This window comes from Amycolatopsis lurida, assembly GCF_900105055.1.
In the GTDB taxonomy this organism is placed as follows: domain Bacteria; phylum Actinomycetota; class Actinomycetes; order Mycobacteriales; family Pseudonocardiaceae; genus Amycolatopsis; species Amycolatopsis lurida.
Genome location: NZ_FNTA01000004.1, coordinates 6,473,667 through 6,496,699 on the forward strand (window position 1 = coordinate 6,473,667; position 23,033 = coordinate 6,496,699).

At 68.5% G+C, this 23,033-nt stretch carries 21 protein-coding genes; 6 read left to right on the forward strand and 15 right to left on the reverse strand.

Going from position 1 to position 23,033, the window contains the following annotated elements:
• Nucleotides 1–233: 233 nt before the first annotated feature.
• Nucleotides 234–842 carry a TetR/AcrR family transcriptional regulator gene (locus BLW75_RS35710; protein WP_034320408.1) on the reverse strand — a complete coding sequence of 203 codons (609 nt, stop codon included), beginning with the start codon at nucleotides 840–842 and terminating at the stop codon, nucleotides 234–236.
• 31 nt (nucleotides 843–873) lie between these two features.
• Here BLW75_RS35710 and BLW75_RS35715 point away from each other — a divergent pair, with 31 nt between their 5' ends.
• The 5 genes from BLW75_RS35715 to BLW75_RS35735 all read left to right on the forward strand — a co-directional run bounded on the left by BLW75_RS35715 (nucleotide 874) and on the right by BLW75_RS35735 (nucleotide 8,845).
• Nucleotides 874–2,034, forward strand: a complete 1,161-nt coding sequence (locus BLW75_RS35715) for an erythromycin esterase family protein (RefSeq protein WP_034320411.1) — start codon at nucleotides 874–876, stop codon at nucleotides 2,032–2,034.
• A gap of 45 nt (nucleotides 2,035–2,079) precedes the next feature.
• Nucleotides 2,080–3,003, forward strand: coding sequence for a S8 family peptidase (locus tag BLW75_RS35720; protein ID WP_198935818.1), 924 nt, complete (start codon nucleotides 2,080–2,082; stop codon nucleotides 3,001–3,003).
• An 88-nt stretch (nucleotides 3,004–3,091) separates the two neighbouring features.
• Entirely contained in the window at nucleotides 3,092–6,469 is a 3,378-nt protein-coding gene (locus tag BLW75_RS35725; protein ID WP_034320414.1) for a pyruvate carboxylase, read from the forward strand.
• Between the two features lie 89 nt (nucleotides 6,470–6,558).
• Entirely contained in the window at nucleotides 6,559–7,353 is a 795-nt protein-coding gene (locus BLW75_RS35730; protein ID WP_034320416.1) for an arginase family protein, read from the forward strand.
• 220 nt (nucleotides 7,354–7,573) lie between these two features.
• Nucleotides 7,574–8,845 (forward strand): PucR family transcriptional regulator, encoded by a 1,272-nt coding sequence (locus BLW75_RS35735; RefSeq protein WP_034320418.1) that lies wholly within the window; start codon nucleotides 7,574–7,576, stop codon nucleotides 8,843–8,845.
• 24 nt (nucleotides 8,846–8,869) lie between these two features.
• On the opposite strand, the gene BLW75_RS35740 is transcribed toward BLW75_RS35735, so the two are convergent.
• The 3 genes from BLW75_RS35740 to BLW75_RS44040 form a co-directional block, all read right to left on the reverse strand.
• Entirely contained in the window at nucleotides 8,870–9,511 is a 642-nt protein-coding gene (locus BLW75_RS35740; protein ID WP_034320421.1) for a hypothetical protein, read from the reverse strand.
• On the reverse strand, nucleotides 9,475–10,851 hold the full coding sequence (locus tag BLW75_RS35745; protein WP_034320424.1) for a DUF6801 domain-containing protein: 1,377 nt from the start codon (nucleotides 10,849–10,851) through the stop codon (nucleotides 9,475–9,477). The genes BLW75_RS35740 and BLW75_RS35745 overlap by 37 nt, the downstream gene beginning before the upstream one ends.
• A gap of 73 nt (nucleotides 10,852–10,924) precedes the next feature.
• Nucleotides 10,925–11,530 (reverse strand): DUF6801 domain-containing protein, encoded by a 606-nt coding sequence (locus BLW75_RS44040; RefSeq protein WP_277815019.1) that lies wholly within the window; start codon nucleotides 11,528–11,530, stop codon nucleotides 10,925–10,927.
• Between the two features lie 365 nt (nucleotides 11,531–11,895).
• Between BLW75_RS44040 and BLW75_RS35755 the strand changes: the two genes are divergently transcribed.
• Nucleotides 11,896–12,810, forward strand: a complete 915-nt coding sequence (locus BLW75_RS35755) for an RCC1 domain-containing protein (RefSeq protein WP_034320430.1) — start codon at nucleotides 11,896–11,898, stop codon at nucleotides 12,808–12,810.
• A 64-nt stretch (nucleotides 12,811–12,874) separates the two neighbouring features.
• Here BLW75_RS35755 and BLW75_RS35760 read toward each other — a convergent pair whose 3' ends face one another.
• Genes BLW75_RS35760 through BLW75_RS35810 form a run of 11 tightly spaced genes read right to left on the reverse strand, consistent with a single transcriptional unit; the run spans nucleotide 12,875 to nucleotide 22,794 of the window.
• The gene (locus BLW75_RS35760; RefSeq protein WP_034320432.1) at nucleotides 12,875–13,534 is read right to left on the reverse strand and encodes a hypothetical protein; all 660 of its coding nucleotides are present in this window, start codon (nucleotides 13,532–13,534) and stop codon (nucleotides 12,875–12,877) included.
• Nucleotides 13,535–13,584: 50 nt separating this feature from the next.
• The gene (locus BLW75_RS35765) at nucleotides 13,585–14,163 is read right to left on the reverse strand and encodes a hypothetical protein (RefSeq protein WP_034320435.1); all 579 of its coding nucleotides are present in this window, start codon (nucleotides 14,161–14,163) and stop codon (nucleotides 13,585–13,587) included.
• Complete coding sequence (locus BLW75_RS35770) at nucleotides 14,160–14,663, reverse strand: hypothetical protein (RefSeq protein ID WP_034320437.1); 504 nt, start codon at nucleotides 14,661–14,663, stop codon at nucleotides 14,160–14,162. Before BLW75_RS35770 ends, BLW75_RS35765 begins: the two co-directional genes overlap by 4 nt.
• Nucleotides 14,648–15,841: an MCE family protein gene (locus tag BLW75_RS35775; RefSeq protein WP_034320439.1), complete on the reverse strand. Its 1,194-nt coding sequence runs from the start codon at nucleotides 15,839–15,841 to the stop codon at nucleotides 14,648–14,650. Before BLW75_RS35775 ends, BLW75_RS35770 begins: the two co-directional genes overlap by 16 nt.
• Nucleotides 15,841–16,896: an MCE family protein gene (locus BLW75_RS35780; RefSeq protein ID WP_034320442.1), complete on the reverse strand. Its 1,056-nt coding sequence runs from the start codon at nucleotides 16,894–16,896 to the stop codon at nucleotides 15,841–15,843. Before BLW75_RS35780 ends, BLW75_RS35775 begins: the two co-directional genes overlap by 1 nt.
• Nucleotides 16,896–17,888, reverse strand: coding sequence for an MCE family protein (locus tag BLW75_RS35785; RefSeq protein ID WP_034320445.1), 993 nt, complete (start codon nucleotides 17,886–17,888; stop codon nucleotides 16,896–16,898). Before BLW75_RS35785 ends, BLW75_RS35780 begins: the two co-directional genes overlap by 1 nt.
• Entirely contained in the window at nucleotides 17,885–18,874 is a 990-nt protein-coding gene (locus BLW75_RS35790) for an MCE family protein (protein WP_034320487.1), read from the reverse strand. The genes BLW75_RS35785 and BLW75_RS35790 overlap by 4 nt, the downstream gene beginning before the upstream one ends.
• Entirely contained in the window at nucleotides 18,871–19,878 is a 1,008-nt protein-coding gene (locus tag BLW75_RS35795) for an MCE family protein (protein WP_034320447.1), read from the reverse strand. Before BLW75_RS35795 ends, BLW75_RS35790 begins: the two co-directional genes overlap by 4 nt.
• Nucleotides 19,875–21,140, reverse strand: coding sequence for an MCE family protein (locus BLW75_RS35800; RefSeq protein WP_034320449.1), 1,266 nt, complete (start codon nucleotides 21,138–21,140; stop codon nucleotides 19,875–19,877). Before BLW75_RS35800 ends, BLW75_RS35795 begins: the two co-directional genes overlap by 4 nt.
• Nucleotides 21,137–22,000: an MlaE family ABC transporter permease gene (locus BLW75_RS35805; RefSeq protein ID WP_034320451.1), complete on the reverse strand. Its 864-nt coding sequence runs from the start codon at nucleotides 21,998–22,000 to the stop codon at nucleotides 21,137–21,139. The genes BLW75_RS35800 and BLW75_RS35805 overlap by 4 nt, the downstream gene beginning before the upstream one ends.
• The gene (locus BLW75_RS35810; RefSeq protein WP_034320454.1) at nucleotides 22,000–22,794 is read right to left on the reverse strand and encodes an MlaE family ABC transporter permease; all 795 of its coding nucleotides are present in this window, start codon (nucleotides 22,792–22,794) and stop codon (nucleotides 22,000–22,002) included. Before BLW75_RS35810 ends, BLW75_RS35805 begins: the two co-directional genes overlap by 1 nt.
• Nucleotides 22,795–23,033 lie beyond the last annotated feature (239 nt).

Here is a 23,033-nt window from a genome sequence, read left to right on the forward strand (position 1 = left end):
CAGGACCCCACCCGCATCGAGAGGACCAAATGCGTAGCCACCGCGGTCCAAGCGAACCTCCCCGGGGACTAGGCGCTGTCCCTGCCAGTCGTGTTCGCGGTCTTCGCGCCCAGGCGGCCCCTGACGGCACGGGCGGACGCGGCCGAGAACGACCCGGTACGAGGCCGATCCGCCCGCACCGCCAGAAACCACCTGGATCACGAAGCCCATCGAACAGACTTATAGGACACCGTCTAATCCTGTGGCCGCACAAAAGCACCTTCACGCGCCGCGACGGCCACCGCCCGCGCCGTGACCCGCGCCTCCGCCACCGTGACCCTTTCGCGTGACAGGAACAGCCGGTAGAAGATCGGCCCGCACGTCGCCCGCACCAGCTCGTCGCCGTCCGTGCCGGAAGGGATCTCGCCCCGCGCGACGGCCCGCTCCGCGATCGGCGCCATACGTACGTGCCGGTCGGCGTAGAAGTCGTGCAGGGCCTCGGCCGCTTGCGGCGACTGGAACGCCGCCAGCACCGACGCCGTGGGCAGCTCCTTCAGCGCGGGCTCGGTGAAGTACCGCACGACCTCCGCGGCCACTTCGTACAGATCGTCCTCGAGCGAGCCGGTGTCGGGCGCCGTCCAGTCGTCCTCCGCGCCCATCTGCAGCGCGGCGGCGACGAGGCCGTCCGGCGACGACCAGCGCCGGTACACCGTGGTCTTGTGCACCCCCGACCGCTCGGCGACCGCGTCCACGGTCAGTTCGCCGAACCCGCGTTCGGCCAGCAGGTCGAGGGTGGCGTGCAGGACGGCCTGGCGGGTCCGTTCGGTCCGGCCGCCGGGCCGCTGGGTGCCGGAGGTTGCCAATTGCTACTCCTGTTGCGTTAGTGTGGGCAGTATGTCAGATCCAGCGAAGATCGCCGAACTCATCGGGGACGCGAAGATCGTCGCCATCGGTGAGAACAACCACCACATCCACGAATTCGGCGACCTCCGCAATCGTTTGCTCCGGCATCTCGTCGAGGAGCACGGATTCCGGATCGTGGCCTTCGAATCCGGCTTCGCCGAGGGAAAACTCGTCGAAGACTGGCTGAAGGGCGCCCCGGGCGACGTCGCCGACATCGGCCGCGACGGCTTCACCTTCTCGCTCGGGGAGTCGCCGGAGGCCCACGAAATGCTCACGTGGCTCCGCGAGCGGGGTGACGTCCGGTACTACGGCCTTGACGTGCCGAGTTCCGCGGGTTCGCCGATGCCGTCGCTCGACGCGGTCCGCGCCTATCTGTCCACTGTGGACGAGGCCGCCACGCGCTTGGTCGACGCGGCGATCGAGGCGACCAAGGGGTACGCGTCGGTCAGCAGCGCGGAGGCGCCCGCCAGGTACGCCGCCCTCGACGCGGCCGCGAAAGACAAGGCGACCGCGGCGCTCACCCGGCTCAAGACACATCTCACGTCGCTGCGTCCCGTCTACGGGGTCACCGCCGTCGCGGAGCACCACGTCGAAGGCGCACTGCGCGTCGACGCGTACCTCGCCGAAGTCGCCGCGATGATGTCCGGCGACGCGCCCGCCCTGCAGAGCGGTTCGCGTGACGCGTACATGGCGGAGACCGTCCGGCTGATCCGGCGGCTGCACGGCGATGACACGAAGATCGTCGTGATGCTCCACAACGGACACCTCCAGCGCGTCCCGTTCTCGCCGTTCCCCGGGCTCACCTCGCCATCGGCGGGCACGCATCTGGCCGCCGAGTTCGGCGACGACTATTTCGCGCTCGGGCTCACCGCCGTCGAAGGCGAGACCACCGGGCTCAAGCCGGATCCGGCCGCGCGGCTCGGCTTCACCGTGTACCGCCAAGAACTGGAAGCCCCCGCGGACGGCAGCGTCGAAGCGGAAGGCCCCGGGCTGGTCGACCTCCGCGCACGACGGGGAACCACGGGACCCCAGAGCATCCGGCACGCGCATCTGTTCAACCCCGTCGACGTCGTCGACGCCTTCGACGCGCTGGTCTGCTTCCCGAAGTCGACGGTCAGCGGGCATATCGGCCAAGACAAGCCGAACGGGTGACACTCCGGGGTTGCCGCCCCCGGTGCGGAGGCGTAGAGCCAAGGCATGATCATTCGACTGGTACGGGTCTTGGCCGCGCTGGCGCTCCTGGTGCTGGTGGCGCCGCCCGCCTCCGCGACGGAAGTCCAGCAGAACCCGCCGAACTGGGGGCTGGACCGGATCGACCGGCGAACGGGTCTCGACCAGCTCTACCACTACGAGACCGACGCGAAGGACGTCACGGTCTACGTGATCGACAGCGGGGTCGACGCGGCGCATCCGGACTTCGGCGGCCGGGTGAAGCCCGGTAAGGACTTCCTCAACGGTGGCACGGACACCGCCGACACCAATGGCCACGGCACGTACCTGGCCGGTGTCGCCGCGTCGAGGACTTTCGGGGTCGCGAAGGGGGCGCAGATCGTCCCGGTCCGGGTGATCGACGCGCAGGGCGGCGGAGCCACGGACAAGATCATCGCGGGTATCGACTGGGTGACGCAGAACGCACAGCAACCCGCCGTCGCCGTCCTCGGTATCGGCGGCGCGGCCAACGACCAGCTCGACGCCGCCGTCCGCGCGCTGGCAGCGGTCGTCCCGGTCGCCCTCCCGGCGGGCGGCGAGGCCACCGACGCGGGCAAGTCCTCACCCGGCCGGGTCACCGAAGCGCTCACCGTCGGCTCGACCGACGCGAGCGATCAGGTCGGGTCGACATCCAACTACGGCGAGGTCGTCGACCTGTTCGCACCCGGCGTGGACGTGCCGGGACCCAACGCGGGAGGCAACGGCGGCAGGGTGCTCAGCGGCACGTCGTCGGCAGCCGCGCACGTCGCCGGGGTGGCGGCGCTGTACCGGTCCCTGCACCCCGCGGTCTCCGCGCCGGACGTCGCGAAGGCGCTCGTGGACCTCGCCGCGGTCGACGTGCTGACCGGTGTCCACGAGGGCACCGCGAACCGGGTGCTGCAGAGCCCGGGCGCGCAACTCGGCCAGGGATGATGTCCATCACCTGGGCAACAGCTCCCGCCCTGCGGGAGCGAACAGGTAACGTGCCTCACCTACCGATCCGATGATGGGAAGGACCGGCATGTTCCGCAAGGTACTGGTCGCCAACCGGGGTGAGATCGCCATCCGCGCGTTCCGCGCCGGATTCGAGCTCGGCGCGGGCACGGTGGCTGTGTTCCCGCACGAAGACCGCAATTCGCTCCACCGGCTGAAGGCCGACGAGGCCTACGAGATCGGCGAACCCGGTCACCCGGTGCGGGCCTATCTGTCGGTCGAGGAGATCGTCGCGGCCGCCAAGAAGGCGGGCGCGGACGCCGTTTACCCCGGCTACGGCTTCCTCTCCGAGAACCCGGACCTCGCGCGCGCGTGCGAGGACGAAGGCATCACCTTCGTCGGACCGAGCGCGGACATCCTCGAGCTCACCGGCAACAAGGCCCGCGCGGTCAAGGCCGCGCGCGACGCCGGGGTGCCGGTGCTGGGCTCTTCCGAACCGTCCTCCGACGTCGACGCGCTGATCGCCGCCGCCGAGGAGATCGGCTTCCCGGTCTTCGTGAAGGCCGTCGCCGGTGGTGGCGGGCGCGGTATGCGCCGCGTCCAGGACCCCGCGCAGCTGCGCGAGTCCATCGAGGCCGCCGCGCGCGAGGCCGAGTCGGCCTTCGGCGACCCGACGGTGTTCATCGAGAAGGCCGTCGTCGAGCCGCGCCACATCGAGGTCCAGATCCTCGCCGACGGCGAGGGCAACGTGATCCACCTCTACGAGCGCGACTGCTCGGTCCAGCGGCGCCACCAGAAGGTCATCGAGCTGGCCCCCGCGCCGAACCTGCCGTCCGAGCTGCGCGACCGGATCTGCTCCGACGCGGTGAAGTTCGCCCGCCAGATCGGCTACCGCAACGCCGGCACCGTCGAGTTCCTGCTCGACCGGGACGGCAACCACGTCTTCATCGAGATGAACCCGCGGATCCAGGTCGAGCACACGGTGACCGAGGAGGTCACCGACGTCGACCTCGTCCAGTCGCAGCTGCGCATCGCCTCCGGCGAGACGCTCGAAGACCTGGGGCTGTCGCAGGACAAGGTGTACCTGCGCGGCGCCGCCCTGCAGTGCCGCATCACCACCGAGGATCCCGCCAACGGCTTCCGCCCGGACACCGGGATGATCAGCGCGTACCGCTCGCCCGGCGGCTCCGGTATCCGCCTCGACGGCGGGACGGCGTTCGCCGGCACCGAGATCAGCGCGCACTTCGATTCGCTCCTGGTGAAGCTCAGCTGCCGCGGCCGCGACTTCAAGACCGCCGTCGGCCGTGCGAGGCGCGCCGTCGCCGAGTTCCGGATCCGCGGTGTGGCCACGAACATCCCGTTCCTGCAGGCCGTCCTCGACGATCCGGACTTCCGCGAAGGCCGCGTCACGACGTCGTTCATCGAGGAACGCCCGCATCTGCTCACCGCGCGCCATTCGGCCGACCGCGGGACCAGGCTGCTGACCTACCTCGCCGACAAGACGGTCAACAAACCGCACGGCGAGCGTCCGCGCACCCTCGACCCGCAGCTCAAGCTGCCGAAGCTGCCGAAGGATCTCGAACCGGCGCCCGGGTCGAAGCAGAAGCTGACCGAACTCGGTCCGGCCGGGTTCGCCCGCTGGCTGCGGGAGTCGCCGACCATCGGCGTCACCGACACCACCTTCCGTGACGCGCATCAGTCGCTGCTCGCCACCCGCGTGCGGACGAAGGACCTGCTCGCGGTCGCGCCGGTCGTCGCGCGGACCACGCCGCAGCTGCTTTCGCTGGAATGCTGGGGCGGCGCGACCTACGACGTCGCGCTGAGGTTCCTGGCGGAGGACCCGTGGGAGCGGCTGGCGAAGCTGCGGGAAGCGGTGCCGAACATCTGCCTGCAGATGCTGCTGCGCGGCCGCAACACGGTCGGGTACACGCCGTACCCCACCGAGGTGACCAACGCCTTCGTCGAGGAGGCCACGGCGACCGGGATCGACATCTTCCGGATCTTCGACGCCCTCAACGACGTCGAGCAGATGCGCCCGGCGATCGAAGCCGTCCGCGAGACCGGGACCGCCGTCGCCGAGGTCGCGCTCTGCTACACCTCGGATCTGTCGGACCCGTCGGAGAAGCTGTACACGCTGGACTACTACCTCAAGCTGGCGGAGCAGATCGTCGGGGCGGGGGCGCACGTCCTGGCCATCAAGGACATGGCGGGCCTGCTCCGGGCGCCGGCGGCGGTGCGGCTGGTTTCCGCGCTGCGCAAGGAATTCGACCTCCCGGTGCACATCCACACGCACGACACCGCGGGTGGTCAGCTGGCGACGTACCTCGCCGCGATCCAGGCCGGGGCGGACGCCGTCGACGGTGCCGTCGCGTCCATGGCGGGCACGACGTCGCAGCCGTCGCTTTCCGCGCTCGTCGCGGCCACCGATCACTCGGACCGGCCGACCGGGCTCGACCTGCAGGCGATCGGTGACCTGGAACCGTACTGGGAGAGCGTGCGCAAGATCTACGCGCCGTTCGAGGCGGGGCTCTCCTCGCCGACCGGGCGGGTGTACCACCACGAGATCCCGGGCGGTCAGCTGTCGAACCTGCGCACCCAGGCGATTTCGCTCGGCCTCGGGGAGCGGTTCGAGGACATCGAGGCGATGTACGCGGCCGCGGACAAGATCCTCGGGCATCTGGTCAAGGTCACGCCTTCGTCCAAAGTGGTCGGTGACCTCGCGCTGCACCTCGTCGGCGCGGGCGTCTCGCCGTCCGACTTCGAGGCGGAGCCGAACAAGTTCGACATCCCCGACTCGGTGATCGGCTTCCTGCGCGGCGAACTGGGTGACCCGCCCGGGGGCTGGCCGGAGCCGTTCCGCACCAAGGCCCTCGAAGGCCGGGCGCAGCCGAAGCCGGTGCAGGAACTGTCCGAAGAGGACCACAAGGGGCTGGCCGAGAACCGGCGCGCGACGCTGAACCGGCTGCTGTTCCCCGGGCCCACGAAGGACTTCGAGGCGCACCGCGAGCAGTACGGCGACACCTCCGTCCTGCCGTCCAAGGACTTCTTCTACGGCCTGCGGCCGGGCGAGGAGTACTCGGTCGACCTGGAACAGGGTGTCCGGCTGCTGATCGAGCTGGAGGCCATCGGCGAGGCCGACGAGCGCGGGCTGCGCACGGTGATGTCCACGCTCAACGGCCAGCTGCGCCCGATCCAGGTCCGCGACACCTCGATCGCGTCGGACATCCCGGCGACGGAGAAGGCCGCCAAGGGCGACCCGAAACAGATCGCCGCGCCGTTCGCGGGGGTGGTCACGCTGCAGGTGTCCGAGGGCGACGAGGTCGAGGCCGGCGCGACGGTCGCGACCATCGAGGCGATGAAGATGGAGGCCTCGATCACCGCGGCGACCGGCGGCAAGGTGGCGCGGCGCGCGATCAACGCCGTCCAGCAGGTGGAAGGCGGGGACCTGCTCCTCGTCCTGGAGTAGCCCGTACCGGTCCGTGAAGGCCTCCTCCCAACCCTGACGGTAGGGAAGGAGGCCTTCACGGACTTGCGGCCGCCGCTAACCTGGACCGGGTGCTGATCAACGCCGTACCCCAGTTCCAAGGCGCTCTGACCGAGCGCGCGCCGGAGTTGCCCGAAGGCTGCGTCGCGCTCGCCGAGCTGGCGGGCCACGTGCTGGGCGTGCCGGTGCACCACATCCGGCAGACCCGTGAAACGTCGCCCGCGGTCGACGGCATCGCCAACCGCGCCGTGCTCACCGGCGCGAACCGGGCCGCGCAGCTCGCCGCCCTCGAGGCGCCGGGCGGGCCGGTGCTCACCATCGGCGGGGACTGCGGCGTCGAGCTGATCCCGATCGGGGTCGCGCGCCACCGCTTCGGGCCGGGCCTCGGTGTCGCCTGGTTCGACGCGCATTCCGACCTCAACACCGCGGAGACGTCGCCGTCGGGTGCGTTCCACGGCATGGTGCTGCGGTCGCTGCTCGGCGAGGGCGACCCGGAGTTCGCCGCGAACCCGCCGGTCGAACCCGGACGCGTCGTCCTCGCGGGAACGAGGGCGTTCGACGACGCCGAGCGGGCCGTGGTCGGCCGCGGGCTCGTCGTCGAGACGGCCGACGTCGCCGCCGGGCTGGCCGGCGCGGACAAGGTCTACGTCCATCTCGACCTCGACGTGCTCGACCCGGCGGAGTTCGACGGGCTGAACTATCCGGAGCCCGGTGGCTTGACGATCGAGCGCCTGGTGGTGATGCTTCGCGGGCTGAGCGGGTTCGACGTCGTCGGCGCGGGGATCACCGAATGCGCCGGTACGGAGGTCCGCGTGCTGGAGCCGGTGCTCGAAGCACTCGGGGAATTGCTCACCGGAAAGCAGTGACGCTCCGTATTCATCGGCCGTTCGTACGTACCGCGCGAGGCGTTTGCCGGGCACTTGTCATCAAAATTCAGGGATGACGCGTGATTTTGTCACGATGGTGACAAGAAATCGGTTTCTTCTGCGAAAGGTGACACATTCACGAGCGACTTCGCGATGTGTTCGTTGTCACCCCACGACGATCGTGGGATGTCAGGACGCTGGGCGGAGCAAAGGAGCTGCGATGTCGGTGGAGCGCGGAATCGAACACGCTGCGCAGCCCCCTGCGGCACTTCCCCGCAAGCTCGCCGACATTTTGCGACCGGAACTGGGCAGCCTCGCCAACGAGATCGTCGACGAGATCCGGGCGACCATCCCCGCGTACGCGCGCCCGCTCGACGGGCCGTACGGGAAGTCGATCCGCGCGGGCGTCGAGTACGCGATCACGTTGTTCGTCGCCCAGATCGCGGATCCGAGTGTGTCGAAGGAACAGTCGCACGAGGTCCACCATCGCCTCGGGCAGAACGAGATGCGGGAAGGCCGCAGCCTCGACACCCTTCAGTCGGCGTACCGGGTCGGCGCCAGGGTTTCGTGGCGGCGCATCATGCGGGTCGGCCGCCGCAGCGGCCTGTCGTCCGCGGTGATGTCGCAACTGGCCGACGCGATGCTCGCGTTCATGGACGAACTCGCGTCCGTCGCGCTGGACGGGTACCTCGAAGCGAAGGCGCGCACCGCGGGGGCCCTGGACACCTGGCGCCGCAAACTGCTGCACCTGGTGCTGGAAACCCCGCCCGCGCCGTCGAAGGCGATCGCGGAACTCGCGCAGCTGACCGGCTGGACGGTGCCCGAGCGCGCGACGCCGGTGGTGCTGCACCCGATCGGCGACACCGTCAGACCCCGGCGGCACAACGCGGTGGATTCGGACGTCCTCGCCGAACTCGACTGTGCCGAGCCGCGTGTGCTCGTCCCCGGCGAGCTCTCCGTCGCCCGCCTGGCCACCTTACAGGCCGCGCTGCCGGACTACCGGCTCTCGATCGGCCCGTGCCGCCCGCTGGACTCCGTCGCCGATTCCCTCCGCTGGGCGCGCGAGGCTCTGCACCTGTCCGAACGCGGCATCATCCAGGCCCGCCGGGTGATCCGCGCCGAAGAACACCTCGCCACCCTGCTCGTGAACGCCGACGCCGCGCTGACCTGCCAGCTGCGCGACCGCCTGTTCGCGCCGCTCGCGGAGATGACCGGGAAACAGCGGGAACGGCTGCTCGAAACCCTGCGAGCCTGGCTGGACAGCCAGGGCAACGTCGTCGACATCGCCGAGCGCCTCCAGGTGCACCCGCAGACCGTGCGGTACCGCATGCGGCAGCTGCAGGCGACCTTCGGCGAACACCTGCGTGACCCGGGGGCACGGTTCGAAATGGAACTCGCGCTGCGGGCCGGGGTCGCGCCCGCCGGTTACGCTTTGCCCGAGGTGCTTCCGGCGCCGCGCAAGAGTCCACAGTGGACGCCGAGCGGCTCGTAGCGACGGGTCTTCAGATCCGGGCTCTCACAGCGTTTTCCATTGCTCGTAGCGCCCCTTTTCCGCGGACGGGGGCAAGAGGTGGTCGATCCGCCGGAGCTGCTCGAGCAGGCTCAGTCGTCCGACGATCGCGCGGGCTTCAGGTCCTGGCGACGGACCCGCCAGGAGTTCGCGTGCCGTTTCGACCGGCGGCGAGTCGTGCAGGAACTCGTGGAGGAGCCGCATCGGGTCGAGGAGAGCGATGTCCGTCCTGGGGCCGATGGCGAGGATCAGCGTGGCGGACAGATGGAACCTGTCGCCCGTCGCGGATTGCCTGCTGTATCCGCCGTAGGGCACCAGCCAGGAAAAGAACGTTTCGGCGATCTCGGCGCAGTGCCGCAACCGATCGTCGGTGAGTTCCCGGCAGTGCTTGATGAACCCGCCCCGGAGGTTCTCGTCGATCAACACCCAGGGCGCCTCCAGCAGGTCGATCGGATTCGCCTTCGCCAGCCGCGCGGGATCGACGGCCGCCAGCATGTCGATGAGTTCCCGGAAGGTCATCGACCTGACCTCCGCGAACGCCGGCAGGACCGTCCGGTTTCCGTTCATGAGATTGAAGCACCCCAAGACTTCGAGCGCGTCCTCGCCGATCCTCAGCGGCGCGCCACCGGCGGATCGACGTTCGGGCACTTGCGCTCCAGGTCCCAGGGCAGCCCGACCTGGTTGACCCCGACGCAAGCCTGGTTCCCCGGCCCCGACGCCATCCCGGTCAACAGCGAGTCGAGATCTTCCTTCACACCACAGCCCGAGAACGGGGGCAGGGTGAAGTCCCGATAGGCGGGATCCGTCCACTTCGGATCGGTGCGCACGACGCCACCGGTGAACATCCCGTACTTCTCCCCGCGGAGATTGATCTTGATCGGCTCGGCGGTGAGGCAGTTGTCGCCGACGTCGAGGCCGACCCCGTTGATGGTGACCCCGCTCAGTTTCCCGTAGACCTTGAGCGGGGTGAGGACGGTCGAGCTGCCCTCCGGTTCCGGGATCGATACGCCGTCGACGTCGATGATGTGATTGCCGGTCGCGTAGTCCTCCGGCAACAGTTCCATGGTCGCGGTGATCGGGACGAAGCCGAAACCGAGGAAGGTGATCGAGCTCGGCGGCATCATGACCGAGCCGGTGATCTTGCCGGGCCCTTCGGTGTTCTCCAGGTCGACGTGCCACACCGCGTTGACCATGAACGCGGGCTTCAACCGGGCGAAGGCGCCGAGTTTCGTGATCGTCGACGTGCCCTGCAGTTCGAACGGCTGCAACGCGATGGGGTAGAGAGCGCCGGCGTGGACATCGTCCGCGGATCGCGCGCCGGCTCCGGGCTTCTTCGGTTCACCGGGCTTGCCGGGCCCCGGTTCGGGCTTCCCGAGGGGCAGGAGCGTGACACTGCCGAGCAGCGTTTTCTGGTCCGGTGCCTGGACGCAGGTGATCGGTTTGAGCGGCGTCTCGGCGGCGGTCAGCGCGAGCGACGGCGCGCCCGTGCTCAGCCGCAGCTCGGACGGCACGTTCAGCACGATGTCGGGGACGGTGCCCGTCGCGACCAGCTTCAGTTCGCCGGTGGCCGGCACCTTCGCCGCCGGGATCGTCAGTGACACGGGGACCGGGGTCTTCTTGTCCCCGTTCGCGGCCATGAGTTCGACCGTCGCACCACCCGCAACCTCGGTGACTGCGCCGAGCGACCCTTCCGCGATCGTGAATGTCAGCGAAAAGTCCTTGATCTGTACGGGCTTTCCGGTCTGGACGACCTTCGGCAGCGTCGCCTGGACGTCCATCGTGACCGGTCGTTCCCCGGCCGGATCCGGGAAGACACAAGCGTTCGCGAGACTCTGGTGCGCGGACGTGGCGCCTTGCAGCGGTGCCGGCGGCGGGGTGGCCGGATCGGTCGCGGCCGAAGAGGACAGTGCGCCGCTAACCCCCACGAGCAGGATGACGCCCGCCAGAACGGGAAACCTCCCGAGTGCCCGGCGAACCTGCTGTGTCATGGGTGTTCCTCTCCTGCCTCGCGTGGATGGAGACCGTGCGGGGCGGGCGTCCCCGCCCCGCACGGATGGTTCATCAGGTGATCGGGATCGCCGGGCTGAACGCGCGGTTCTGCGCCGGGTTGGTGTTCTTCACCGTGCAGTTGAAGTTCCAGGTGGTCCAGGTGCCGTCCTTCTTGTGGAAGTCCAGCGGCGCGTTGATCGTGGTGCCGAGTGACGCGGTGGCCGAGCCGGGCGTACCGGCGGTGAACGTGGGAACACCGGTGCCCGCGTCCTGGACGATGTTGAACGTCCGCGGCCCCGGCACGTACGGGTTGATCTGCGTCGGAACGTCCAGGTTCGTCACCGTCGCCGAAGCCGGGGAGGCGTTGGTGACCGTGACCGGCATGTTCGCCTTGCCGCGCACGCCGTCGTAGTTGGCGGCGTTGAGCAGCGCGTTGATGGTGGCGTTGATGGTGGCGGAGCCCCCGACGGACGCCGGGGTGAAGGTACCGCCGGCGGCGACCGAGTCCGGTCCGGTGAAGTTCGCCTTCACGTCCAGCTGCTGCTGGCCGATGCCGGGGAAGTTGCACATGTAGGCGACGGTGCCGGTGGCGTAGGTGGTCGCGGCCGCGGCCGTGCCGGCGGTGAGCACGGCGACGGCGCCGAACACGATGCCGGTGGTGGCGACGCCGGCTGACAACTTGCCAAGTCTACGGGACATACCTGTCATCTCCTTTGATCCAGTTTACGTCTCGGTCGGCTTTCCCCATGCGCCTTTCGGCGGATTTTCTGATCAAATATGCTCAACTAGAGCGGCTTTCTCGGTGGTGGGGTAAACCGAGGTTACCCGCGAGTTATGTACGTAACAAGGATTCATGTCGACATGTTTCGAAGTGGGTGAGGGACCTGTTCTTTCTTGTCAGCGTGCGCTGAATTCGATTATGAAGTTTGTCCGTGGATGACAAAGAGGCGGCCGGTCGGCGGAACCGGGTTAACATTCGGCGCATGTCTTCCGAGAATCGACGCATCCGATCACGACGGGTGGCGGGCATCGCGATTACCGTAATGATCGCAACGGTTTCCCTTTCCGGTACGGCGAGCGCCGCGCCGACCGGCGAAGCGCGGCCATGGGGGAGCAACGACTACGGGCAGGGGACCATCCCGGCCGCGGCGCTCGGCGCCAGCGCGGTCTCCGCGGGCGCGATCACCCACCTCGCGCTCAAGGACGGCGGGGTGATCGCCTGGGGAAACGACAGCTATGGCCAGCTGGCCGTTCCGTCCGCGGCCACGTCCGGGGTCTCGGCGATCGCCGCCGGCTGGGCGCACGAACTCGCGCTGAAGAACGGCGGCGTCATCGCCTGGGGCAACGGTTTCTACGGTCAGAACGTGGTACCGGCGACTGCGACGTCAGGGGTCACGGCCATCTCCACCAGCGCGTACTTCAACCTGGCGCTCAAAGCGAACGGCAGCGTGCTGAGCTGGGGTTCGAGGACGGCCGTGCCCGCGACGGTTTCGTCCGGGGTCACCGCGATCTCAGCGGGCGGCGACCACGGGCTGGCGCTGAAGAACGGCGGCGTCGTCGCCTGGGGCAGCAACGGGAAAGGCCAGATCACCGTGCCCGCGGCGGCCACCTCCGGGGTTTCGGCGATCTCGGCCGGCTTCCGGCACAGCATCGCGCTGAAGAACGGCGGCGTCATCGCGTGGGGTGACGACTTCTACGGCCAGGCCACGGTTCCGCCGGAGGCGCAGTCCGGCGTGGTCGCCATCGACGCGGGCTTCAACCACAACGTCGCGCTGAAAGCCGACGGGAGCGTCTTCGCCTGGGGCAGCAACGTGAAGTCGGAAAGCCGTGACACCAGCACTGAACCGCCGACGGACTTCTGGAAGTTCTCCGGCGTGTGCGCTCCGGTCCACGCCGTTTCCGCAGGTGACAGCACCGGCGTCGCCTTGGTCGACCCGGCGGCGCCGTATTTCTGCTGACTTTCCGTGAAGGCCTCCTTCCCTACCTTGAGGGTAGGCAAGGAGGCCTTCACGGACTTGGGCGTCAGGACAGGTTCGACTTCATGCTCAGGTTGATCGTGTTGTCCGGCCCCGAGATCAACGCCCCCAGTGCGAGGTCGTTGATGAAGCAGTCCTTGAACTCCGGGATGGTGAACGTCCCCGAGGACGGGATGGTCGGCGCGAACAGGTCGACGTTCTTCGACACCAGGGTCAGGTCGAGCGGCTTGACCGTCTTGCAGGCGTTCGGCACCGTCGGGAGCGGGACGACCGGCCAGAACAGGCCGACCACGATGTTGTCGATCAGCATGTTCGCCTGCGAGCGGGTGGTCAGATCGCCGTTGGCGAGCGTGCCGGTGACCGGGCCGGTCGGCTCGATCCGCACGCGGGCCTTGATCTTGAAGACGCCCGAGACCAGCGAGATGTTCGCCGTCGAGGGCGGCAGGGCCAGATCGCCGCGGATACCGACGTTGTCACCGTCGATGACGAGGGCACCATTGAGCTGGCCGGGGCCGAGAGCGAGGGTGCCGCCGGTCTTCTTCACCGTGGTCGTCCCGGTGACGGTGTAGGACACCGGGATCTCCACCGGGTCGTCCGCCAGCGCCGGGGTCGCGGCGAGGCTGCCGGCCATGGCGAGCGCGGAGGTGAGTGCGACGACCGTGCCGAGACGGCGGCGGGCTGTTTTAGGGCGCGTTCGACCGAACATGGGTTTCTCCTCGTTTTCTCTCCTGGTTTACAAAGCGGACGAATGAGGGATCATCGGGGGACGAGATCGGTGATGACCCAGTTGTCGCCTTCGCGTTCCGCGGTGATCGAAAGCTGGGCGGCGGCCGTTGTCGAAGAATTGTTGTCGGCCCGGGTGGCCGCTTGATCGAGGAATACCAGCAGCCTCGCTTTACCGTCGCCGAGTTCCTGGACGGCGGATGAGGAGACGCGGGTGGTGAGTACCAGTTTCTGCGCCGGGGCCTTTTCCCGGACTTGGGCGAACAACTGGTTGTACGACTCCAGTGCCTTGCCTCTGAGCACCGACGCGGCCGCCTTTTCGGTGGCGTCGGTCCGGTCGTAGGAATAGGAGAAGATCTTGTCGAGCGCCACGGTCACCGCGGAGTTCACCTCGGCGGTCGCGCCGACGTCGGTGAGCGCGGTGTTGGCCGCCGACGGCGCCGCCGAGATCGACCTCGCCTCCAGCGTGAACCACACCGCGGCCGCCACCAGCACGGCGGCCGCGACCAGCAGGATCAACGGCAGCTTCGATCGGCGTGATGGCGTCTCGGTGACCTCTTCTTCGACGACTTCGACTTCGGCTTCGGTCTCGGTGTCGGCCGTGGCGGTCATCGCGCACCCACCGGAAGCTGGTCGAGCGCGCTGAGCTTCCAGCCCTCGTCCGTCCTGGTCAGCCCGGCGGCGAACCGGTTGCGCTTCGTCGTCGGCGCGGCGCCCTCCTTCGCCATGGTGATCTCCACCGACGCCAGCATCTTGGCGGTTCCCGCGTGGTCGTCGAGTTCGCTGATCGCCGCGTCGAGCACCTTGCCCGTCGAGACCGTCGCGTCCTTGGTGAGCGTCTGCTTCGTCGCGTCGTCGGTCTTGCCCAGCTGATCGCGCAGCGGACCGGTGGACGCGGCGAGCCAGTCGGCGATGCCCTGGTCGACGCGGTGGTGGTCGAGGGTGGTCAACCGGGCGACGAGTTCACGCCCGGTCTTCAGTGCTTCGTCGCGCGAGTTCCCGTAGGCCACGGCGTCGGAACCCGTCGCGGTGAACCAGGTGTACCCGGCCCATCCCGCGAACGCGCATGCCGCGGCGAGCACGGCGATCGCGATCTTCAGTTGCGCAGCCACAACATCTCCTCGAGGCTGGTGGACGTCGGCTGGCCGTCGGCGCCGAAGCCGCCGGGGATCGCGGCGGGCGGGACCCCGCCCTTCGGCGCGTTCTGTGAGCCGCGGACCGAACTCGCGTTGCCCTTGTCGAGCGTGCACGCGGCACCGGTGTTGAACGGCAGCGGCGAGAGTTCCGTGCTGCTGCGGATCCTCGTGCCCTCGTAGCCCTTGGTGCAGGGCATGGGGTCGAAGAAGGTCAGGACCAGCTCGGTCCTCACGGACCCCCCGTCGACGGCGGCGTCGACCGCGGACACCGCCTTCGGGGTGTTGATCAGCAACTGCCGGAGGCCGTCGGTGCGGGCGGAGAACACCTGCGACGTGGTGAGCAGGTTCGCCAGCAGGATCGGCAGGCCCGGCTCGTTGTCCCGCAGCAGCCCGGAGAGCTGGGTCGCCGCGTCGGGCGCGGTCGCGATCAGCCGCCGCAGGTCACCGTCCGAACGGGACAGCTGCTCGGCGAACTGCTTGGCGTTGCCGCTGAACTGCCGCCACGCCTGCGACGAGTCGACCTGCGTCTTCAACACGGTCGAGCCGTCGGTGATCAGTTTCTCCGTCTGCGGCAGGTGGTTCGCGGCCTGTTTCGTGAAGTCGGTGGTGGAGTCCAGCAGCACCTGCAGGTTCGCGCCGGACCCGCGCAGGGCGTTGTCGAGTTCGTCGACCACGGTCCGCAGATCCTCGGTCGGCACGGACGCGGTCAGCGAGTCGAGGTCGGTCAGCAGATGCTGCACCGGCAGCGGAACGGCCGTCGCCTCGCGCGGGATGACCGAACCTTCGGCGAGGTACGGCCCGTCGCCGGTCCGCGGCTGGAGGTCGACGAACTGCTCACCCACCGCGGACCGGTTCGCCACGACGGCCCGCGAGTTCGCCGGGATCGGGGGCGCGTCGTCGTCGATCAGCAGATCCGCTTCCATCCCGCCGTCGGTGAGCCGCAGTTCGCCGACCCGGCCGACGGCGACGCCGCGATAGGTCACCTCGCCGTTGGTGAACAGGCCCCCGCCGTCGGTCAGGGCGAGCTTCACGGTGTACCCGCCCGCCCCGAAGAGCCGGTCGAGCCCCGCGTAGCTGGCCCCGACGAACGCCGTCGTCGCCAGCGCGAGGATGACGAACGCGATCACCTGGATCCGGACACGGGTGGTGAGCATCAGCTACCTCCGGAGGACGGCAGCGGCAAGGTCGGGAGCCCCGGCGGGACACCTTCGCCAGGCGGCGGGAGTTCGACACCCGGCGCCGGGATGACCGAGGCGTAGACGTTCAGGTAGTCACCCTTGATGCCGTCGCGGACGGCGTCGGTGAACGGGAACGTCGGCAGGATCTCCAGCGACTTGGGCAAGGCCTCGCCGGCGTCGGCCAGCCGCTTGAGGATCGGCGCGAGCGCGGTGAGGTCCGCGACGAGATCGGCCCGGCTCTTCTTGATCACGTCGACGCCGACCCCGGAGAGCCGGTCCAGCGCCTGCAGCATCGAGACGAGCTGGGTGCGCTGATCGGCAAGGCTCTGGAGGCCGGGGGTGAGGTCGGTCAGCGCGCCCTCGACCTGCTTCTTCCGGTTCGCCAGTGTGGTCGAGAGCTGGTTGAGCCCGTCGAGGGCGGAGGTGATGTCGGAGCGGTGCGTGTCCAGGTTGGACACCAGTTGCTCCACAGTGGACAAGAAGGAGCGGATCTCCTCCTCGTTGCCGTCCATCACCTTCGACAGCTCCCGGTTGATGGTCTGCAACTGGCCGATCCCGCCGCCGTTGAGCAGCAGGGACAGCGCGCCGAAGATCTCCTCGAACTCCGGGTTGCGGTTCGTGCTCGCGACCGGGATCACCCCGCCGTCGCCCAGCCTTCCCTCGGCCTTCGCCGCGCTCGGGGCGAGTTCGATGAACTTCTCGCCGAGCAGGCTGGACTGGCGCAGCCGCGCGATGGCGTTGGCGGGCAGGTGGACGTCGCCGTTGACCGCCAGGACGGTCTCGGCCGTCCAGCCGTCTTCGCCGAGCTTGATCGTCTCTACCCGGCCGACCGGGACGTCGCCGACCTTCACCGCGGCCTGGGGGACCAGGTCGAGGACGTCGGCGAACTGCACGGTCACCCGGTACGGATGGTCGCCGATGTCGGCGCCGCCGGGGAGCGGCAGGTCGTAGACGCCCTTGAAATCCGAGGAACAGGCGGTGAGCGCGACACAGCACGCGGCGAGCACGGCGATCTTCCGTTTCGCGGCCATCAGCGTCCCCCGGTGTAGGTGGCCCCGGCGACGGGCAACGGGAGCGGGGCGTATTCGAGCATGTCGCCGCGGCTTTGCAGCTTGCCGGTCTTCGGGTCGACTGCTTCGAGCACGTTCGTCACCGCCAGCGGGAGTGTGTCGAGGGTCTCGGCCAGCGCCGCGCGTTTGTCGACCAGCGTCCCGGTGGTCACTGCGAGCTTGTCCACATTGGACTTGATCAGCGCGCGGTTGTCCTTGATGAACTGCTGGATCTCCGCCAGCGCGCCACCGAGGCCGTTGAGCGCGCGGGCGAGTTCGTCCTTGTTCTGCGCGAGCGTCCCGGTCACCGAGGCGAGCTGCTTGTTGACCTCGCTGACGTTCCGGTCGTTGGTCGCCAGCATCGAGGTGAACCGCTGCAGTTCGTCGACGGTGGCGAACAGGTTCTGCGAATTCCCGGACAGGGTCCTGGCGAGGTCGGCGAAGTTGCGCACCGACTCGTTGAACGGCTTGCCGTTGCCCTGGAGGTTCTTCGCGCCGGTGCGCAGCAGCTCGGAAAGCGCGCCGTCGGCGTTCGCGCCCTTGGGGCCGAGCGCCTTGGCGAGCGTGTCGAGGCTGGAGTAGAGCTGGTCGAGTTCCACCGGCGTTCCGGTGCGCTCGACCGGGATCACCGCGCCGTCGTCGAGCCGGTTCCCGGCGCGGGTGAGCTTGGTGAACTGGACATAGCGGTCGGCCACCACGCTCGGCGCCACGACCAGGGCGTTCGTGTCGGCGGCGATCGGCGTCGACCCGTCGACGGTCAGCACGACCTTGACGCGTTCCCCTTCCGGGGCCACCGATTCGACCTGGCCGACGCGGACGCCGAGCACCCGCACGTCCGATCCGCTGTAGACGCCGACGGCGCGCGAGAAGTACACGGTGACACGGTCGAGCCCGCTGCCGGAGAAGATCCACCAGAGCCCGCCCACGACGGCCAGCGCGAGCACGAGCGCGAGGGTGACGAATCTGCTGATCACCGGCCACCTCCCGGGATCGGCGGGGTGCAGGGATCCCGGTTCTCCGGGATGAGCCCGCACAGGTAGCCGTCCACCCAGCGTCCGTTGCCGAGCGAGTTGTTCACCACGCGGAAGTACGGCGCGGCCAGCTCGAGGCTCTTGGCGAGATTGTCGTTCTGCCGCTGCAGGATGTCGGTCACCTCTCCGAGCTGGCTGAGCGCTCCGCCGAGCTGGTCCTTGTTGTCCTTCACCAGTCCCGAAAGCTGGGTGGCGAGTTCCTGCGAGCCGGTCAGCAGGTCGTGGATCGCCTGCCGCCGCTTGTCCAGTTCGGTCAGCAGCAGGTTGCCGTCCGCGAGGAGTTTGGCGAAGTCGTCGTTCGAGTTCGCGAGCGTCGTGGTGAGGCCGTGCGCGTTGGACAGCAGGCTGGCGAGCTCGTTGTCCCTGGAGGACACGGTCTTCGACAGCGACGTCAGCCCTTCGAGCGCCTTCTTGATATGCGCGGGCGAGTTCTTGAACGTGTCGCTGAGCGTGGTGAAGCTCTCCGCGAGCTGATCGGTGTCGATGGCGCCCGCGGTGTCCGCCAGCCCGTTGAACGCCTCGGTGACGTCGTACGGCGTCACGGTCCTGGTGCGCGGAATGAGCTGCTTCGGGTTCTGCACCGTCTCGCCGGTCGGGCGCAGGGCGAGGAACTTCCGGCCCAGCAGGGTCTTGATCTTGATCTCGGCGGCGGTCCGGTCGCCGATCCAGGCGTCTTTGACCCGGAAGCTCACCACCACGTGGTCTTCGGCGAGCCGGACGTCGCTCACCTCGCCGACCTTGATGCCGGCGATACGGACTTCGTCGTCCTCCTGCAACCCGGCCGCTTCGGAGAATTCGGCCTGGTAGGTGGTTCCGGAGCCGATGATCGGCAGGTTCTCGTAGTTGAGCGTCGCGGTCAGCAGCGCGGCCGCGACGGCGCTGCCGACGACCCCGACGACGATCGGGTTCCGCTCCTTGAAGGGTTTCACGACGTGCACCTCTCCGCCGTCGCCGGGACCCCGCGCGGAGGTTGGGTCTGCAGGACGGACGAGCACAGGTAGAAGTTCATCCACGATCCGTAGGAGCCGATCCGCCCCAGGTCGTTCAGCTTCCCCGGGAGCACGGTCAGGACGCGGTCGACTTCGGCCTTGCCCTCGTCGGTCGTCAGCTGGCCGGCCAGCAGGCCGAGCCCCTCGATGCTGTCCTTGAGCGGTTTCCTGCCTTGTTCGAGCAGGCCGGCCGTGGCGGTGGTGAGGTCCGCGAGCCCGGAGACGGCTTCCCCGATCTCGGCGCGGTCACCGGCGAGGCCGGACACCAGCTCCTTCAACGTGGAGACCAAAGTGGACAGTGCGTCGCCCTTGCCGTTGATGCTCTTCAGCACCGTGTCCAGGTTCGTGATCACGTCGCCGATCACCTTGTCGCGGCCGGCGAGCGTGGTGGTCAGCGAACCGGTGTGCGCCAGCAGGCTTTCCACCGTGCCGCCTTCGCCCTGCAGCACCTGGACGATCTCGCCGGAGAGCTGGTTGACGTCCTTGGGGGACAACGCCTGGAACAGCGGTTTGAAGCCGTTGAACAGTTCCGTGAGATCGAGCGCGGGCGTCGTGCGCTCCAGCGGGATCTCCGCGCCGGGCTCCAGGAGGTCGCGGGTGCCCTTGCCTCGTTCGAGCGCGATGTAGCGCTGGCCGACCATGTTGCGGTACTTGACCACCGCGGTCACGTCGGCAGGCAGCCTGCGCTGGGAGTCGAGGGAGAACCGGACGCGGGCCAGGCTGTGGTCGGCGATCTCGAGTTCCTCGATCTGGCCGACCCGCACCCCGGAGATCCGGACGTCGTCGCCGACGTTCAGCGACGTCGCGTCGAGGAATTTGGCGCTGTAGGTCTTGGTGTCGCCGAGGCCGGTGTTGGTGATGGACACCGCCAGCAGCACCGTCGCCAGCGTCGTGACGACGACGAAGATCAGCCCTTTGATCAGCGGGCTCACGAAGTTCCTCATCGCAGGGTCACCTCCGTGCCCCGGTAGAGCGGGCCGACGAGCACGCTGCCCCAGGCGGGCACCTGGCCCGCCGGGACCCCGATCGACGGCGCGACCAGCGTGGAGAGCAGTTCCCGTTCCTGCGGCGAGTTCGCCAGGCCGAGGTCGCCCTGCACGCCCGGGAGCGCGGCGGTTCTGTCGCCGGTCGCCACGATCCCTTGGCTCATCAGGCCGTTCGACGGGTAGCAGCGCGGTTCGCCGGTGGCGTCGTAGACCGGATCGTCCTTGCCGGGCACGTATTTGCCCCTGGGCTGAGAGATGGTGATCTCCGCGTGCAGGCCGGGTTCGTCCGTGCCTGCCCCCAGGACGTTGTCCATCTGCGGCTTCAGCTTGGCGAGCGCGTCCAGTGTGCAGGCGAAACTGGGCGAGTACTTCGCGCCGATCTCCAGCGGTGCGCGGCTGTCGGCGGCGAGCGCGATGATGTTGGCGCGGTTGTTGGCGAGGAACGTCGTGACCTGCTGGGAGGACGACGTCACCTGCTGGTACACCGACGCCAGTTCGGCACGTTTCTCCTTGACCGTGTCGAGCGTGACCGCCGAGGCGCTCAGCGCGTCGAGCAGGTCCGGCGCGATGTCGCCGTACAGCTTCGAAACCGTGGCGAGGTCACGGATGTTGTCGTTCAGCTTCGGCAGGTTCGGGTTGAAGTCCTTCAGATAGGCGGCCGCGGTGGCGAGCGTGTCGCCGATCTGGTCGCCCCGGCCTTCCAGCGCGGTGGCGACGGTGGTCAGCGTGGTCGCGAGCTTCTGCGGCTGCACGGCCTTGAGCAGGGGCAGCAGGTTGTCGAAGACCCGCTCCAGTTCGATCGCGTTGGCCGAACGATCCTGGCTGATCACGTCGCCGGGGGCGAGCGACCCCGCGGTCGAACCGTCCGGAATGGACAGTTGCACGTACCGCTCACCGAACAACGTCTTCGGCACGAGCAGCGCGGACACGTTCTTGGGCAGTTTCGAGACCTTGCCGGGCTCCATGGCCAGGTCGATCTCCGCGCCGCCCGGCGTCGCGCGGACGTCACGGATCTCGCCGACCACCACGCCACGCGCCTTGACCTGCCCGCCCTGGCGCAACTGGTTGCCGACGCGGTCCGCCTGCAGCGTCACCGGCACGGAGTCGACGAAATCCTTGCGGTAGATCTTGATCGACAGCAGCACGAGGGCGGACATCACCACGAGGAACAGCACCCCGGCCGTCCTGACCCCGGCTTTGCGCAGCCCGCGCCGGCTCATCCGGCCACCTGCACCGTCGTGGTCGCGCCCCAGATCGCGAGGCTGAGGAAGAAGTCCAGCACGCTGACCGCCACGATCGCCGTCCGCACCCCGCGGCCGACGGCGACGCCGACGCCCGCCGGGCCGCCGCTCGCGCGGAAGCCGTAGTAACAGTGGGCGAGCACGATCACGACACTGAACACCAGCACCTTGCCGAACGACCAGAGCACGTCGCCCGGTGGCAGGAACAGCAGGAAGTAGTGGTCGTAGGTACCCGCGGACTGGCCGTAGAACCAGACGGTGATCTGGCGTGACGCGAGATACGAGGTCAGCAGGCCGATCGCGTACAACGGGATGACCGCGAGGAAACCCGCGATGATCCGGGTGGTCACCAGGTACGGGACGCTGGGGATGCCCATCACTTCCAGCGCGTCGATCTCCTCGGAGATCCGCATGGCGCCCAGCTGCGCGGTGAAACCGCAGCCGACGGTGGCCGACAACGCCAGCCCGGCCACGAGCGGCGCGATCTCGCGGGTGTTGAAGTACGCGGAGACGAACCCGGCGAACGCCGACGTGCCGACCTGGTTGAGCGCCGAATACCCCTGGAGCCCGACGACCGTGCCGGTGAACACGGTCATCCCGATCATCACGCCGATCGTGCCGCCGATGACCGCGAGCGCGCCGCTGCCGAAGCTGACTTCGGCCAGCAGGCGGGTGATCTCGCGGAGATAGCGGCGCACCGCACGCGGCACCCAGGCGAGTGCCTTGAGGAAGAAGAGGATCTGGTCGCCGAGCGTGTCCAGGAATCCGAACCGGCGATCGACGGCTTCGCGGACCCGCGTCGCCCGGGTGCTTGTAGGGGGAGGTGTCGTCGTGACCATCAGCTGCCCTTCGCCGGGACGAGCTGCAGGTAAAGCGTCGTCAGCACGAGGTTCAACAGGAACAGGAGCAGGAACGTGATCACCACGGATTGGTTCACCGCGTCACCGACGCCTTTCGGGCCGCCTTTCGGATTGAGCCCGCGATAAGAGGCGACGATCGCCGCGACGAAACCGAAGATGACCGCCTTGAGCTCACTGATCCAGAGGTCCGGAAGCTGCGCGAGCGCGGAGAAACTGGCCAGATACGCACCCGGTGTCCCATTCTGCATGATGACGTTGAAGAAATAGCCGCCGAGGACGCCGACCACGCTGACCATTCCGTTGAGGAATGCGGCGACCCCCATCGCGGCGAGCACCCTCGGCACGATCAGGCGCTGGATGGGGGAGACCCCGAGCACCTCCATCGCGTCGATCTCCTCGCGGATCGTGCGGGACCCGAGGTCCGCGCACATCGCCGAGCCGCCGGCGCCCGCGATCAGCAACGCGGTCACGATGGGGCTGGCCTGCTGGATGATCGCCAGCACACTGGCCGCGCCGGTGAAGGACTGCGCGCCGATCTGCGCGGTCAGCGAACCGATGTGCAGCGCGATCACCGCGCCGAACGGGATCGCGACCAGCGCCGTCGGCAGGATCGACACACTCGCGATGAACCAGAACTGCTGGATCAGTTCGCGCGCCTGGAAGGGCCGCCGGAAGGTCAGGCGGACGACGTCGAGGCCGAGTGAGTAGAGCCTGCCGGTCTCCCGGATCGCACCCGCGCCGGGGAATGAGGGTGCGTTAGTCCGGACGCCCACGCCGACCCTCCCGTTTTCCGGGCACGGCGAATACACCCCAGCTTGCGCAATTCCTTTGCTCCGAATGGCGGAACGGAATCGTTGAACAGTATCAACGGGGCGTTACCGTGCTGTTTGCTACTGGTCGGTACGCTAATCACGCGCCTGCCTGGTGACAAGAACTTCGGTGTGATCAAGACGTCACGTCCTGGTAACCGGAGAATTCTTGTTCTTTTGTGACAAAGGCGGGCGGGGGTCTT